This is a genomic window from Ruegeria atlantica, from assembly GCF_947495585.1.
Lineage (GTDB): Bacteria > Pseudomonadota > Alphaproteobacteria > Rhodobacterales > Rhodobacteraceae > Ruegeria > Ruegeria atlantica_G.
The window spans coordinates 230,231-244,808 of sequence record NZ_CANLZK010000005.1; the positions used below are offsets into that span (position 1 = coordinate 230,231).

At 58.8% G+C, this 14,578-nt stretch carries 14 protein-coding genes; 8 read left to right on the forward strand and 6 right to left on the reverse strand.

Annotated features, from left to right (window positions below; all coding sequences use genetic code 11):
* Positions 1-18 precede the first annotated feature (18 nt).
* The 5 genes from QMP16_RS11980 to QMP16_RS12000 all read right to left on the reverse strand — a co-directional run bounded on the left by QMP16_RS11980 (position 19) and on the right by QMP16_RS12000 (position 5,605).
* The gene (locus QMP16_RS11980; protein ID WP_282152559.1) at positions 19-1,125 is read right to left on the reverse strand and encodes a mandelate racemase/muconate lactonizing enzyme family protein; all 1,107 of its coding nucleotides are present in this window, start codon (positions 1,123-1,125) and stop codon (positions 19-21) included.
* Positions 1,122-1,406, reverse strand: coding sequence for a cupin domain-containing protein (locus tag QMP16_RS11985; RefSeq protein WP_282152560.1), 285 nt, complete (start codon positions 1,404-1,406; stop codon positions 1,122-1,124). The genes QMP16_RS11980 and QMP16_RS11985 overlap by 4 nt, the downstream gene beginning before the upstream one ends.
* Positions 1,407-1,494: 88 nt before the next feature.
* Entirely contained in the window at positions 1,495-2,073 is a 579-nt protein-coding gene (locus QMP16_RS11990; protein ID WP_282152561.1) for a dimethylsulfonioproprionate lyase family protein, read from the reverse strand.
* Positions 2,070-3,152, reverse strand: a complete 1,083-nt coding sequence (locus QMP16_RS11995; RefSeq protein WP_282152562.1) for an alcohol dehydrogenase family protein — start codon at positions 3,150-3,152, stop codon at positions 2,070-2,072. The genes QMP16_RS11990 and QMP16_RS11995 overlap by 4 nt, the downstream gene beginning before the upstream one ends.
* Positions 3,152-5,605, reverse strand: coding sequence for an FAD-dependent oxidoreductase (locus tag QMP16_RS12000; RefSeq protein ID WP_282152563.1), 2,454 nt, complete (start codon positions 5,603-5,605; stop codon positions 3,152-3,154). The genes QMP16_RS11995 and QMP16_RS12000 overlap by 1 nt, the downstream gene beginning before the upstream one ends.
* Positions 5,606-5,672: 67 nt before the next feature.
* On the opposite strand from QMP16_RS12000, the gene QMP16_RS12005 reads away from it, so the two are divergent.
* The 3 genes from QMP16_RS12005 to QMP16_RS12015 all read left to right on the forward strand — a co-directional run bounded on the left by QMP16_RS12005 (position 5,673) and on the right by QMP16_RS12015 (position 8,149).
* Positions 5,673-6,560: a MurR/RpiR family transcriptional regulator gene (locus tag QMP16_RS12005; RefSeq protein ID WP_282152564.1), complete on the forward strand. Its 888-nt coding sequence runs from the start codon at positions 5,673-5,675 to the stop codon at positions 6,558-6,560.
* Positions 6,557-7,645 (forward strand): aromatic ring-hydroxylating oxygenase subunit alpha, encoded by a 1,089-nt coding sequence (locus tag QMP16_RS12010; RefSeq protein WP_282152565.1) that lies wholly within the window; start codon positions 6,557-6,559, stop codon positions 7,643-7,645. Before QMP16_RS12005 ends, QMP16_RS12010 begins: the two co-directional genes overlap by 4 nt.
* A gap of 120 nt (positions 7,646-7,765) precedes the next feature.
* Positions 7,766-8,149, forward strand: a complete 384-nt coding sequence (locus tag QMP16_RS12015; RefSeq protein WP_058273646.1) for a carboxymuconolactone decarboxylase family protein — start codon at positions 7,766-7,768, stop codon at positions 8,147-8,149.
* Positions 8,150-8,218: 69 nt separating this feature from the next.
* Here QMP16_RS12015 and QMP16_RS12020 read toward each other — a convergent pair whose 3' ends face one another.
* On the reverse strand, positions 8,219-8,821 hold the full coding sequence (locus QMP16_RS12020) for a helix-turn-helix domain-containing protein (protein WP_058273647.1): 603 nt from the start codon (positions 8,819-8,821) through the stop codon (positions 8,219-8,221).
* Positions 8,822-8,968: 147 nt separating this feature from the next.
* On the opposite strand from QMP16_RS12020, the gene glyA reads away from it, so the two are divergent.
* From glyA to QMP16_RS12045, 5 genes are all read left to right on the forward strand, one after another.
* Positions 8,969-10,222, forward strand: coding sequence for a serine hydroxymethyltransferase (gene glyA, locus QMP16_RS12025; RefSeq protein WP_282152566.1), 1,254 nt, complete (start codon positions 8,969-8,971; stop codon positions 10,220-10,222).
* Between the two features lie 11 nt (positions 10,223-10,233).
* On the forward strand, positions 10,234-11,616 hold the full coding sequence (lpdA, locus tag QMP16_RS12030) for a dihydrolipoyl dehydrogenase (protein ID WP_282152567.1): 1,383 nt from the start codon (positions 10,234-10,236) through the stop codon (positions 11,614-11,616).
* 14 nt (positions 11,617-11,630) lie between these two features.
* Positions 11,631-12,575, forward strand: a complete 945-nt coding sequence (gene lipA / locus QMP16_RS12035; protein ID WP_282121349.1) for a lipoyl synthase — start codon at positions 11,631-11,633, stop codon at positions 12,573-12,575.
* A gap of 25 nt (positions 12,576-12,600) precedes the next feature.
* Positions 12,601-13,971, forward strand: a complete 1,371-nt coding sequence (locus tag QMP16_RS12040) for an alanine/glycine:cation symporter family protein (protein WP_058273651.1) — start codon at positions 12,601-12,603, stop codon at positions 13,969-13,971.
* 79 nt (positions 13,972-14,050) lie between these two features.
* Positions 14,051-14,473, forward strand: coding sequence for a universal stress protein (locus QMP16_RS12045; RefSeq protein WP_058273652.1), 423 nt, complete (start codon positions 14,051-14,053; stop codon positions 14,471-14,473).
* Positions 14,474-14,578 lie beyond the last annotated feature (105 nt).

Sequence of the window (14,578 nt, forward strand, 5' to 3'; positions counted from 1 at the left end):
GCGTTATCTTGGTGATCCTCAATGATAAACCCCGACGGGATCGCCCAATGCATATTCGTCAGGGTGCACACCAAGTCCCGGCGTTTCCGGCAAATGCAGGTGGCCGTCGATATTGCGGGGGCCTCGCCCACCAGCGACATCGACGGTGATCATATCCTGGCACGCCCAGACCGCGTGACAATTATCGTCCGGAATGGTGGCCGCCAGATGCAGCGCCTCAGTATCGGCCAGAACCGAACCACCAGTGGCCATCACGAACATGTCGATTCCATGCGCCAACGCGATGTCCCGCATCCGTGCCGCCTTGGTCAGGCCACCGACACGGTTCAGCTTTATTCCGATCACCTCAGCCAACCCTTCGCGGGCAATGCGGGCGGCGTCTTGCAGGGTCACAAGACTTTCATCCACCGAAACGGGTGAGGCATGGCGGCCCGCGATCGCGGCGATATCGTCCAGCGACTCGCAGGGCTGTTCAAACATCACGTTCAGATCCTCAACAGCGCTCATCACCCGCAGGGCTTGCTGCCGGGTCCAGCCACGGTTGACATCATAAAGGACGATCTCGCCGGGGCGTCGGATGCTTTCCACATCGCGGACGCGGGCAATGTCGCGTTCTACATCCCCGCCGATTTTGACCGAATGCGCAACGTAACCGCGGCTGCGATAGCGTTCCATCACTTCGCGCGTTTCTTCGACGGTTTTCGCGCCGACCGACGAGGCAATCGGGCGCGGTGTGCGAGACCCACCGCCCATCAGATCGGCGATTGGCAGGCCCGCCGCCTGACCCGCAATATCCCAGCAAGCCATATCTATGGGGCTTTTGGCATAGAGGTGGCCGGGCAGAGCGATATCCATCGCCCGTTCGACATCCAGCACCCGACGCGGATCAAGGCCCAGAATGAACGGTGCCATCGTCTGAATTCCGGCGCGAATACCCGGACCGTGGGCTGGAACATATGTGTGGCCCCACGGGGTACCCTCGCCCCAACCGGTCAGACCTGAATCGGTTTCGATCTTTACAATCGTTGCGTCGAGCGTTTCAAACTTCAACCGCCCACCAGACAGCCAATACGGATGCTCAAGCGGTAGGTCGACATGGTAGACTGAAAGACGAGTGATTTTCATTTCAGTTCCACTTCAACAAAGGTCATCGGCGCGTCCCCGGCATTGATCACGTTGTGTTCGACACCCTCGTCGCGGCGATAAGTTACTCCCGCAGCAACCGTTACTTCATTGACCGAACCATCGGGCAGTTCCAGCCGCATATGGCAATCGGTTATGGCGGTGATGACGTAGTCCATTGCGTGGCGATGCCATCCCGTTTCGGCCCCCGGTGCAAAGCCAAATCGCGTCACACGCACGCGGGCGTCATCAATCATCTGAGTGGCTTCGGCTTGCGGTCTCATAGGCGGAACTCCTCAATGGCAATACTGGGCCATTTCGCAAAACAGGCCCGCCCACATTGGGATGACCAGATATGTATCGGGATGGTTTTCATGCCGCATCCATTTGTGGCAAGTCGTTCAATCCTTGTCCTCGCCAAAGAACGAAAGCCAGAATTGGCTCGTCGGTTGTTGTCATGGCGTGGCTTTGCCAGCTGCTGTGATGTCGTGTCTGGTTGGGGCCGACATAAGTCTCGTCTTCTTCGACGCGGAACATCGCCCCGCCGCCTACGATCAGATAGAGTTCTTCGGCCTGATGGCTGTGCCAATCATAATTCAGACCCGCCCCCCAGTAAGCGACGTAGCCGCGCATTTGGGTCGAGTGGAAATGCCCGGTTGGGCCGAACAGCTCATAATAGCCATAGCGGTTAAGAAAATCGGCACCGACCTCTTCCTCAGTATAGGTGTGTTTCCACAGCGCCAGATTTGCGGTTGCCCTGATCGCGTCTGAAAGGGATCGCGTTGCGTGCCCGGTTGCGAAGTCAGTTTGCTGAATCAGTTCAACGGCAGGGATTTGGTTTGGCTCCAGATCCGTTGGCGTCAGGTCATCAGGCCAAGCTCCGAATTCTGAAAGCTCAGGATTTGATTGATGCAGCTGTCGGGCAGCTTCGAGAACGTCGCCCATCGTCATGGGATCACCACGATGTTGCCCGTGTGCTGCTTGGCAATGAATGCGGCCTGTGCCTCGCGCAACTCTTCCAGGGGATAGGTCGCGGCCAGGGCGGGCTTGATCTCACCGGCCTCGATATACTGAACGATGTTACGCATCACCTGCGGATCAATCACGGTAGAGCCGGTGAAGGTCAGGTCACGCAGGTAGAACGTGCGCAGATCGAATTCGACCATGGGCCCGGCAATCGCGCCCGAGCAGGTGTACCGCCCGCCGCGCTCCAGAACGTCGATCAGGTTTGGCCAGTAGGGACCACCAACCACATCGGCCACAACGGTGACCTTTTCATCGCCAAGCGCCGCGCGCAGATTTTCCGGGGCACGAGACAAGATTTTGTCGGCACCCAGTTCGGCAACGTCTGCGTGTTTTGCGTCCGACGCCATCGCGATCACCCGTGCACCCCGGCGTTTGGCCAGTTGCACCAAGGCACCGCCAACCCCGCCCGAGGCTCCGGGCACCAGAACCGTGTCAGTGTCAGTAACATTTGCGCGGGTCAGCATGCCCTCAGCGGTCGAATAGGAACACGAGAACGTGGCCAGTTCGGCATCCGACAGGTCGGATCGGATCGGCACGGCATTTACGGCCAGTGTTGTGGCGTATTCAGCGAACCCACCGTCCCGTTCCGAGCCGAAATAGCCGGTTTTGTCCTTATTGCCCGGATCAGACGGGTCGCGCAGCCATCCATCAGTGATGACGCGTTGACCGATCAGCCCGGGGTCGACGCCTTTTCCCGCGGCGACGACTTCCCCGCAGATATCAGCCCCTTGGATCCGGGGAAAAGTGATGGGCGCACCGCCCCACGTCGGATCCTCGTCACTGACTTCCTCGAACGCGTCGCCCGTCGTCGCATCGGTCACGGTTTTTGAGTACCAGCCGGATCGCGTGTTGACGTCGGTATTGTTAAGCCCGCAGGCTGCGACCTTGATCAACACCTCGCCGGCCGCGGGTTCCGGGCGCGGCCAGTCCTTATGCAGCACCATTTGCTCTAAGCCGCCATGGCCCATCGTGACCATGGCCTTCATTTTGTCAGGCAAGCTCATTATGCAGTCTCCAGAATAGCGTCGGTGCGGGGCAGCAGGCTTTGCGGATCATAGGCTGGTTCGCCCAGAACACAGGCCGCGCGGGGTTGGCCGTGGATAACGACCTGTAACTCGGTGCCGGGGGCAGCAGCCTCGGGCTTGATGTACGCAAAGGCGAGTATCTTGCCGACCGTGTGCCCATAGACGACTGAGGCCGTTGAGCCCACGACACGTCCATCCAGCATCACCGCTTCTCCACCGTGGCCGTCGATTTCACCATCCGGTTCGATCTCTAAGTACGCGCAGACCCACGGCAGATCGGCGTTCAGGGTTAAGTCCTTACCCAGGTAGTCCTTGTCGGTGCGGGCAAGACGCAGCACATCAGCCTCTGCCAGCGTGACCTCATTGGTCAACTCGCCTGCGCCCTTGAACCCCTTCTCCATTCGCATCACATTCATGGCAAAGCTGCCATAGTCGGTGACACCGTGCGGTTCACCTGCCGCCCACAGCGCATTGTAGACATCGAGGCAGGCGGCATTGGGTATGTGCAGCTCCCACCCCAACTCACCGGCATAGGACATGCGGAAAGCCCAGACCGTATGACCCGCGATGATGATTTCCTGTGCCGACAACCAGCGGAATCCGGCATTGCTCAGATCGGTATCGGTGCACTGTTCCAACACGTCCCGCGACCGGGGGCCGTTCAGCGACAGGGCGGACCAATCGGTGGACAGCGCGGTTATGTGAACATCCTCGTCCGCGCGCTGTTGTGCCAGATGATCCAGCAGACGCTGTTCAAAGAAGGCGGCGCAGACCAGATAGAAGCGATCCTCAGCCATTCGGACAATCGTGGTCTCCAACTCGATCCGACCACGGCGGTTCAGCATATGCGTCAACGTGATTGAGCCGACCTTTTGCGGCATCCGGTTGGCGATCAGCCGGTCCAACAGCGCGTAGGCATCAGGGCCCGAAACTTCGACCTTGGTGAAGGCGGTCACGTCCATGATGCCCACGCGTTCGCGCACCGCTTTGACCTCAGCCGCGACCATGCCATCCGCAGGTGTCCGGCGGAAGGAGTAGTGATCACGCTGCTCGACCTCATCCCGCGCGAACCAACGGGGGCGCTCAAAGCCATAAACCTCTTCATGTACAGCACCCTTGGAATTCAACAGATCATAGAGAGGCGACGGCTTGATCGGACGCCCTTCCAAACGGTTGAAATGCGGGAACGGGATCTCGTGGCGCAGGCAGTAGTCTTCCTCGGCCTTGATCACCTGCCAATCCTTGTTCGCATAGCTTCCGAACCTGCGTGGATCGAACTCACGCATCGAGATGTCGGCCGCTCCATGCACCATCCAGCGTGCCAACTCGCGGGTCAGACCCGGCCCCCAGCCAATGCCAATTTGGGTCCCACAGCAGCACCAGTAATTCCGAACGCCCGGCGCAGGCCCGATCAGCGGGTTGCCATCGGGCGGATGCGAAATCGCCCCATGCACATCGCGCTGAATGCCCAGCTCGGCAAAGATCGGCATGCGGTTCAGGCTTTCTTCAAGCCACGGCATCACCCGGTCGTAATCCGCATCGAACAGCCAGTTCTCGTATTCCCAGGGGCAATGATCATGCCAGACCGAGTTCGGGTTCTCTTTCTCGTATATCCCGATCAGGCCGCGCTGCTGCTCCATCCGGATATAGCCCGAGACCTTTCGGTCATCGCGGATCACCGGCAGTTCCTTGTCCAGGTTCTGGAACTCGGGCACCGGCTCGGTCACAAAATAGTGGTGCGTCATCGAGGTCATCGGCAGCTGCAGCCCCGACCATTCACCCATCTGGCGGGCATAGGTGCCGCCAGCGTTCACCACATGCTCGCATGTGATGGTGCCCTGCTCGGTCTCGACCACCCACTCGCCGTTTTCGGCCTGGGTGATGTTGGTCGCACAGCAGTTGCGGAAAATGCGCACGCCCTTCTGACGCGCCCCGGTTGCCATCGCCATGGTGACGTTGGTCGGGTCCACATGTCCATCATCTGGCGTGTATAGCGCACCCAATACGCCGTCGAGATTGTAGAACGGGTGCAGTTCCGCCACTTTTTCAGGTCCGACCAATTCAATTTTGAACCCAAGCGACCGGCCCACAGATAGGGTGTGGCGCAGCCAGTCCATCTCATCCTCGGTATAGGCCAACCGGAATGAACCACAGCCATGCCATGTCACTGGCTGGCCGGTCTCAGCCTCCAGCGCGCCGGAATAAAGACCGATGTTGTAATCCACGCATTTACCTAACCCAAAACTGGACGTCGAATGCGTGATCTGCCCAGCGGCGTGCCAGGTACTGCCGCTGGTCAACTCTGCCTTTTCCAGCAGGACGGTGTCGTCGCCCCAACCTTCATGCGCCAGATGATAGGCCAGACCGACTCCCATGACGCCGCCACCGACAATCACCACGCGGGAATGGGACGGTAGATTCTTCTCGGACATGATTTTTCCTCTCCCGAGTCGCATTTCTGCTCGACAGGCTAATTCCACAAATGTACCATCGTCAATCATGAATGACACAAATGTATCATCAACTGTTCTGGAACGCTTGTCCGAAGAATGGGACGCCCTGACGCCCGAGGCGCAGAAGGCCGCGCGCTACGTGCTGGAAAACCCGACGGACGTTGGGGTTTCTACAGTGCGCGAGATTGCCGAGGCCGCCAGAGTAAAACCGAACACCTTCGTGCGGATGGCCCAGCAGGTGGGGTTCGAAGGCTACGAAGATTTCCGTGCCCCGTTCCGGGATGCGATCCGGCAGGGACGTGTGTCATTTCCGGACCGTGCCCGCTGGTTGCAGGACATCGGCAAGTCAGGGGAACTGGGCGGTCTCTATGCCGACATGATCGGCGCCGCGATCCGCAATATCGAAGAAACCTTTGCCGGGATCGACGCCGCAAACCTGAAGGCCGCGGCCGAGGATATCTGGAATTGTCGCCAGATTTTCACGCTGGGCGTTGGCGTCAACAATTCTAACGCGCGAAACTTCACCTATCTGGCCTCAACCGGCATGAAGCAGTTTCACGCCATCCCTCGCCCCGGCTCCACTCCGGTGGATGATCTGGCATGGGCGGATGAGCAGGACGTGCTGATCGCGATCACCTGCCACCCTTACCGCACCGAAGTCATCGACGCGATCAAACTGGCACGGCAACAGGGAATGACTGTCATCGGCATTTCCGACAGCCCGGCCAGCCCGGTGATCCTGAACGCACAGCACGGTTTTGTCGTTGCCGCCGACACCCCACAGTTCTTTCCATCCTCGGTTTCGACCATCGCCTTGCTGGAAACGCTGCTGTCCTTTGTGATCGCCGTTTCCAGCGATGAGATCGTCGAGCGGGTGGAACGATTTCACCAACGTCGCCACCAGCTTGGCCTCTACGCGGAGGAACCCGAATGAACGCACCTCTGACGCATTCGCTCGACGCGCGGTATTATACCGACCCCGCCGTTTTTGAGCAGGAGATGCAGGGGCTTCTGGCCCGCACATGGCAATTCGCCGGGCATGTGGCGCAGGTTCGGGAATCGGGCGATTACTTTGCTTTTGAAATCGCCGGGCAAAACCTGTTCTGCATTCGGGGCCGAGACGGCGAAATTCGAACGTTCTATAACGTGTGCCAGCACCGCGCGCATGAAATGGTCACCGGTGCTGGTAACACCCGCGTCGTGGTCTGCCCCTATCACGCCTGGACCTATGAGCTGTCCGGCCAGCTGCGCGCGGGACCCAATATCAAATCCGTCCTCGGTTTTGACCGCAGCGCCATCTGCCTGACTTCGGTTCGGACCGAGGTGTTCAACGGATTCATCTTCGTCAACCTCGACGACAATGCCGCCCCGATGGATGAATGGTACCCCGGCGTGCGCGAGGAAATCCGCGCGTTCGTTCAGCATATCGATGATCTGGAACCGCTGGAATGGGTCGAAATCCCGGAAAACTGCAATTGGAAGGTCAGTATCGAGAATTACTCGGAGTGCTATCATTGCCCGACCAACCACCCGACCTTTGCCGAAGGTGTGGTCAAGCCCGAGACCTACGACATCCAGCCCGATGCAGGCGGCGGTTACGTGCTGCGCCATACGACCGAATGCCAAAGCCTCGACAAGATGACCTACCCGGTCGACCTGTCGGTGCCGCATGCGGGCGACTACCAGTCATGGTTCCTTTGGCCGATGTTCTCGTTCCAGTGTTACCCGGGCAATGTGCTGAACACCTATCACTGGCGCGCCATTGATGCCGATCACTGCACCGTCTGGCGCGGCTGGTACACCGAGGGTGGCTCCGAAAGCGCGGTGATCCGACAACTGGCCGTGCAGGACCGGGAGACCACAGTCGAGGAAGACATCCATCTGGTCGAAAGCGTCCATCGCGGCCTGAAATCCCGCGGGTATCGCCCCGGTCCGCTCGTGCTGGACCCCAGTTGTGGGGTGATGTCGGAACACTCAATTGCCCGGTTGCAACAATGGATGCGCGAGGCGGTGGAATAATCTGCGCGCGCCCAAAAGTGACCTGCAGGATCGGATCGAACGGGTACAGTTCAAAACGAACCCACATTATGATCGCATTTACGGACACCGCGCAAAGCGATGAAGAACCGGAGACCATAGATGGCTGATATTTTCGACGAAGACCTGTTCCTGAAAGGCCTGGAGCAGCGCAAGAACACGCTTGGTGCGGAATATGTAGAAAAGAACCTGGCGGCGGCCGATGACTTTACCCGCCCGTTTCAAGAAGCGATGACGGCGTGGTGCTGGGGGTTTGGCTGGGGCGATGACGTGATCGATGCCAAAACGCGATCGATGATGAACCTGTCCATGATCGGTGCGCTTGGGAAGATGCATGAATGGGAAATTCACTGCAAAGGTGCGATCAACAACGGCGTCTCGCCCGAGGAAATCCGAGCCATCATCCACGTGATTGGCATCTACTGTGGCGTCCCGCAAGCGCTGGAGTGTTTCCGCGTTGCCCGCAAGGTGCTGGGCCACACCTGACCCAGAGACCGTCTTATACTTCAAAAAGCGGCCGCTGGGGCCGTTTTTTTCATGCCTTGTGGGTCGCGCTTATTCGAGTGACACCCACAGCACCTTCGCGTCTTCCTCACTGGTTGAAATACACCCGTGCCCCATCCCGCTGTCATAATAAAGCGAGTCACCGGCCTTCATCGGCAGGGGGCGATAATGCTCTGATACAAAGATCAGTTCGCCACTGATGACATACATGAACTCTTCACCCGTATGCCGGATCCAGTTTTCGAACTCTGACAGGTCGCGGGCTTTGATTGTCGCGATATAGGGCAGCATCCGCTTACTGGTCAGCTCGGGACACAGCAATTCGTGCAAATAGGTCGGTGTGCTTTTTATCTCGCCTTCACCTTTAGGGGTAAAGTCGCGCCTTCCCGAAATCCCCGATTGCCCGGACTGCAGAAACAGCTGCGGCGTGCTCATATCCAGCGCCTGCGTCAGCCTGCGCACGATGTCGAAACTTGGCCGCGTCTGGTTGTTCTCGATCTTCGACAGGGTGGACCGACCGATTCCCGCCGCGCGTCCGGCTTCCTCCAAAGTCCAGCCTTTTGCACGTCGTGCATCGCGGATGGAACGCCCCAAAACCTCACCTTCGTCCTGATCTTCCGGTGAGGAAACATCACCGCGAGTCTCGTCGCCCATAAAAATCCCCCTGTTTTACCAGAGGTTACAGATTTCCCTCAAATCATACAACTTCACAAATGTGAGATATATGTTGCTTTAGCTGCACGATTTCCACTATAGGAAACAAAATTTCGTACTGAGGATTCGGTGCCTGAGGAGGAAACCATGTTCAAAACGTCGCTTACCGAAGCTGATCCGGTTGTCGCCGCGTCAATTGCGCGAGAAGGCAAACGTCAGGCTGAACAGATCGAATTGATCGCGTCCGAGAATATTGTCTCGCAGGCAGTGATTGACGCGCAGGGGTCAGTCCTGACCAACAAATACGCCGAAGGTTACCCTGGCCGTCGCTACTATGGCGGATGCGAATTTGTAGACGAAGTTGAATCCGAGGCCATCGACCGTCTGAAACAGTTGTTCGGCTGCGAATACGCAAACGTTCAGCCACATTCGGGCGCGCAGGCCAACGGCGCCGTCAAATTGGCCCTGCTCAGCCCCGGTGACACGATCCTGGGTATGTCACTGGATGCAGGTGGCCACCTGACGCACGGTGCCAAACCAGCACAATCCGGCAAGTGGTTCCGCCCGGTTCAATACGGTCTGACCGATGCCGGTCTGATTGACTATGATCAGGTCGAAGAACTGGCGAAAGCCGAAAAGCCGCAAATGATCATCGCAGGCGCATCGGCCTATTCACAAAAGATCGATTTTGCCCGCTTCCGCGCCATTGCGGATGAGGTCGGCGCTTGGCTGCTGGCGGATATGGCACATATCGCCGGTCTGGTTGCAACCGGGCTGCACCCCTCGCCTATCGGCCACGCGCATGTGGTTACCTCGACCACGCACAAAACCCTGCGCGGTCCGCGCGGCGGGATCATTCTGACGAATGACGAGGCGCTGGCAAAAAAGATGAATTCGGCCGTATTCCCCGGCCTTCAGGGCGGCCCCCTGATGCATGTGATTGCCGGTAAGGCTGTCGCGTTTGGCGAGGCGCTAAAGCCCGAATTCAAGGACTACATGCAACGCGTTGTGGATAGCGCATCGGCGCTGGCAAACGTCATGATGGCGCGTGGATGTGACATCGTTTCGGGCGGCACGGAAAACCACCTGATGCTGGTCGATCTGCGCCCGCTGGGCGTGACCGGCAAAGACGCAGAAGCCGCGCTGGAGCGTGCCGGTTTCACCTGCAACAAGAACAGCGTGCCGGGCGATCCGCAAAAACCTACCGTGACCAGCGGTATCCGGCTGGGTACCGCAGCAGGCTGCAGCCGCGGGTTTGGACCGGAAGAGTTCAAACAGATCGGTCACCTGATCGGCGACGTGCTCGAGGCCTTGGCCCAATCCCCCGAGGGCGACGCGAAGATCGAAGCCGAAACCCGCGAAAAAGTCCGCGCACTCTGCGCCAGCCACCCGATCTACTGAAAGACCGTTCAATGAGTATCTACGACCTAATCGTCATCGGGGGCGGACCCGGCGGATATGTTGCAGCAATCCGCGCAGCACAACTGGGCATGAAAGTCGCCTGCGTTGAAGGCCGCGGTTCGCTTGGCGGAACCTGTCTGAATGTGGGGTGCATACCCTCCAAAGCGTTGCTGACCTCCTCGGCTAAGTATGCCGAGCTTGCACATCTCTCCTCCCATGGCATTGCTGTCGAGGGGGCCAGCATCGACCTGAGCTCGATGATGGGTCGCAAGGACAAGATCGTCGGCGATCTGACCAAGGGCATTGCGTTTCTGTTCAAGAAAAACGGCGTCGATCTGGTTGAGGGCTGGGCCAGTATCCCCTCTGACGGGCAGGTCAAAGTTGGCGACGATGTTTATGAAGCCAAAAACATCCTGATCGCCACCGGTTCCGAGCCAACCCCGCTAAACGGGATCGAGATTGACGAGCAGGATATCCTAAGCTCGACCGGAGCGATCGCGCTGGATGCTGTTCCCGAACATCTGGTGGTCGTCGGTGCTGGCGTGATCGGCCTGGAACTTGGACAGGTCTGGTCCCGATTGGGCGCGAAGGTCACGGTTGTTGAGTATCTTGACCGCATTCTGCCCGGAATCGACGGCGAGATAGCAAAACTCGCACAGCGCGCCCTGTCAAAGCGTGGCCTGAAGTTTCAGCTGGGGCGCGCACTGAAAACCATCGACAAAACCAACGTTGGGCTGACGCTGACATTGGACCGGGTCGGCAAAGACAAGGAAGAGGTGATCGAAGCCGACAAGGTTCTGGTCGCCGTCGGACGCCGCCCCGTATCGCGCGGGCTTGGGTTGGAAGATCTGGGGATAGCCCTTGACCCGCGCGGCTTCATTCAGGTGGACACGTCGTTCCGCACCTCGGTTCCCGGCATCTATGCGATTGGCGACTGTGTCCCCGGCCCGATGCTTGCCCACAAGGCCGAAGAAGACGGCGTCGCCTGTGTCGAAATGCTGGCCGGTGAAACCGGGCATGTGGACTACAATACCGTTCCTGGCGTTGTGTATACGGACCCCGAGGTCGCTTCGGTCGGTTTGACAGAGGAAGCGCTGAAAGAAGCCGGGTCCGAATACGCTGTCGGCAAGTTTGCCTTCATGGCCAACTCACGCGCGCGTTCGACTGGCGAGACAGACGGAGCCGTCAAAGTACTGGCCGACCCAAATGGCAAAATCCTGGGCGCGCATATCTGCGGCGCACATGGCGGTGACCTGATCGCCGAACTGGTTCTGGCCATGACCAAGGGCGCAACCGTCGCCGAAGTCGCCTCAACCTGTCATGCGCATCCGGCAATGGGCGAGGCCGTCAAGGAAGCCTGCCTGGACGCCATGGGCCGCGCAATTCACGCCTGAGAGGGAACAGCCAGATGACCATCCAGCTTCGCACCCGCCATCCGGAAAAAGCCAAAAAGGCTGACAGCGTCATCCCGCGAAAGCCCAAGTGGATTCGCAAGAAAAAGGTCGACGGGCCCGAATATTACGAGACCCGCCGCCTGATGCGCGACCACAATCTGACGACGGTTTGTGAAGAGGCTGCATGCCCCAACATCGGCGAATGCTGGTCCAAGCGCCACGCCACCATGATGATCATGGGCGAAGTCTGCACCCGCGGCTGTTCCTTCTGCAACGTCTCAACAGGACGCCCCAATGCACTGGACCTGTTCGAGCCGGGCCGTGTTGCTGCAGCGGTTATGAAACTAGGCTTGCGCCACGTAGTGATCACCTCGGTCGATCGCGATGATCTGGCAGACGGCGGGGCCGAGCATATCGCGCAAACCATCCGTGCCGTGCGTCATCAGAACCCCGGCACCACGGTCGAGGTGCTAACCCCCGATTTTCTGGGCAAAGGCGATGCGGCGGATGTGGTGTTCGATGCTGCCCCGGACGTGTTCAACCACAATCTGGAAACCGTTCCGCACCTGTACCCGACCGTTCGCCCCGGCGCACGCTACTATACTTCACTGCGACTTCTGGATGATGCCAAGCGCGCAAACCCAGAAATCTTTACGAAATCCGGCTTGATGGTTGGCCTGGGCGAGAGCCTGAATGACGTGCGTCAGGTCATGGACGATCTGCGCGCGGCTCAGGTCGATTTTCTGACCGTGGGTCAATACCTGCAGCCGACCCCAAAACACCATCCAATTGACCGGTTCTGGTCACCGGAGGAGTTCGCCCAACTGGAACAGATCGCAAGGTCCAAGGGCTTTTTGCATGTGTCGGCGACGCCGCTGACACGTTCCTCGTTCCACGCCGACGAAGATTTTGCCGCCCTCAAGCAGGCCCGCCAGCGGGCCATCGCCAACGGGGCATAAACCAAACGCAAATGGGAGGGAAACCATGGAAGCGTTAAATTCAATCGTAGGAGCCATCAATGGCGTCGTATGGGGGCCGCTGATGCTGGTCCTCATCCTTGGCGTCGGCTTCTTCCTGCAGGTCGGGCTGAAATTCATGCCGATCCTGAAAATCGGCACCGGCTTCAAGCTGCTGTTTGCTGGCCGCGAAGGCCAAGGTGATGGTCAGATCAGCCCGTTCAACGCGCTGATGACGTCGCTGTCGGCAACCATTGGTACCGGCAACATCGCCGGTGTGGCCACTGCTGTCTTCCTGGGCGGTCCGGGCGCTTTGTTCTGGATGTGGATGACCGCCCTGGTGGGCATGGCCACCAAATATGCCGAAGCCGTTCTCGCGGTTAAATACCGTGAAAAAGACGAGCTGGGCAATTTTGTCGGCGGCCCGATGTACTACATCAAAAACGGCCTCGGCGCGAAATGGGCCTGGCTGGGCGTTGCATTTGCCCTGTTCGGCGCAGTTGCAGCCTTTGGCATCGGAAACGGCGTGCAGGCCAACGGCGTGGCGCAGGTTCTGGAATCGAACTTCGGCGTGAACACTTCGGTCACCGGCGTTGTTCTGATGGTCCTGACCGCAGCCGTTATTCTGGGCGGCATCACCCGCATCGGTGCGGTTGCTGGTAAACTGGTTCCGGCCATGGCAATTGCATACATTGTTGCAGGCCTTTTGGTTCTGATCATCAATATCGGCGAGATCGGCAACGCGCTGTCACTGGTCTTCACCTACGCCTTCACGCCGTCCGCCGCCGAAGGTGGCTTTGCAGGTGCAGCCGTTTGGGCCGCCATCCGTTTTGGTGTGGCACGTGGTGTGTTCTCGAACGAAGCCGGTCTGGGTTCGGCTCCGATTGCTCACGCGGCAGCCGAGACCAAAGGTCCGGTCAACCAGGGCCTGATCGCGATGCTGGGTACGTTCATCGACACCATCATCGTGTGCTCGATCACCGGTCTGGCGATCATCTCCACAGGTGCATGGACCTCCGGTGAATCCGGTGCGGCCTTGACCTCGCTGGCATTCGCCACGTCGCTGCCGGGTGGCGGTGCTCTGATCGCAATCGCTCTGTCGATCTTCGCCTTCACAACCATCCTCGGCTGGTCGTTCTACGGCGAAAAATGCGTCGAGTTCCTTCTGGGTGTTAAATCCCTGATGCCGTACCGCTTTCTGTGGATTGCCGCGATCTACTTCGGCGCAACCGCGGATCTGGGCTTTGTCTGGCTGCTGGCGGATACCCTGAACGCCATGATGGCCATTCCGAACCTGATCGCCCTGGCCCTGCTGAGCCCCATCGTCTTCAAACTGACGAAAGAGTTCTTTGCCTCGGGTGGCAAGTCCGAAGAGCCGGGTGGAACACCTGCCGAGTAATCCGGTCCCGAAAAAAAACGGGGGGCCAGCCCGGCCCCCCGCCTTTGAAACAGAATTCCATATCTCGAGGAGAGACGTGATGGCCACGAAAATCCTGCTGCCTATTGACCATACCGACGACCGCTCGTGGAAACTGGCCCTGCCGGTCGCACTGGAACAGGCGAAGTTCTACGGTGCCGAACTGCATGCGGTTGCTGTCATCCCCGAGATCATCCAGCTGCCGAACCTGCCTGCCAACTACGGCGCTGGTGCCAAAGACCACGTGCGCAATGCAGTTCAGGCCATACTGGATCACGGCAACGCTTCTGACGTGCAAGTGCATGTCGAAGAAGGCAGCGTCTACCGCGAAATCCTGAAGCTGGCCTACAAGGACGGCTTTGATCTGATCGTCATGGCGTCGACCAAAGGCGATTTCCCGAATTATGAGATTGGCCCGAACCTGGCCCGTGTCGTGCGCAACGCGCATTGCACCGTCATGGTTGTTCGTGACCAGTCCCGCTGATCGAAAGGCTAGAGATATGACTGATTTAAAACGCACCCCATTGCATTCTTTGCATGTTGAGTTGGGAGGTAAGTTGGTTGATTTTGCTGGTTGGGAGATGCCTGT

Coding starts and splice junctions, on each gene's coding strand:
- QMP16_RS11980 (WP_282152559.1), bottom strand. CDS start 1,125: ATGAAAATCACTCGTCTTTCAGTCTACCATGTCGACCTACCGCTTGAG.
- QMP16_RS11985 (WP_282152560.1), bottom strand. CDS start 1,406: ATGAGACCGCAAGCCGAAGCCACTCAGATGATTGATGACGCCCGCGTG.
- QMP16_RS11990 (WP_282152561.1), bottom strand. CDS start 2,073: ATGACGATGGGCGACGTTCTCGAAGCTGCCCGACAGCTGCATCAATCA.
- QMP16_RS11995 (WP_282152562.1), bottom strand. CDS start 3,152: ATGAGCTTGCCTGACAAAATGAAGGCCATGGTCACGATGGGCCATGGC.
- QMP16_RS12000 (WP_282152563.1), bottom strand. CDS start 5,605: ATGTCCGAGAAGAATCTACCGTCCCATTCCCGCGTGGTGATTGTCGGT.
- QMP16_RS12005 (WP_282152564.1), top strand. CDS start 5,673: ATGAATGACACAAATGTATCATCAACTGTTCTGGAACGCTTGTCCGAA.
- QMP16_RS12010 (WP_282152565.1), top strand. CDS start 6,557: ATGAACGCACCTCTGACGCATTCGCTCGACGCGCGGTATTATACCGAC.
- QMP16_RS12015 (WP_058273646.1), top strand. CDS start 7,766: ATGGCTGATATTTTCGACGAAGACCTGTTCCTGAAAGGCCTGGAGCAG.
- QMP16_RS12020 (WP_058273647.1), bottom strand. CDS start 8,821: ATGGGCGACGAGACTCGCGGTGATGTTTCCTCACCGGAAGATCAGGAC.
- glyA (WP_282152566.1), top strand. CDS start 8,969: ATGTTCAAAACGTCGCTTACCGAAGCTGATCCGGTTGTCGCCGCGTCA.
- lpdA (WP_282152567.1), top strand. CDS start 10,234: ATGAGTATCTACGACCTAATCGTCATCGGGGGCGGACCCGGCGGATAT.
- lipA (WP_282121349.1), top strand. CDS start 11,631: ATGACCATCCAGCTTCGCACCCGCCATCCGGAAAAAGCCAAAAAGGCT.
- QMP16_RS12040 (WP_058273651.1), top strand. CDS start 12,601: ATGGAAGCGTTAAATTCAATCGTAGGAGCCATCAATGGCGTCGTATGG.
- QMP16_RS12045 (WP_058273652.1), top strand. CDS start 14,051: ATGGCCACGAAAATCCTGCTGCCTATTGACCATACCGACGACCGCTCG.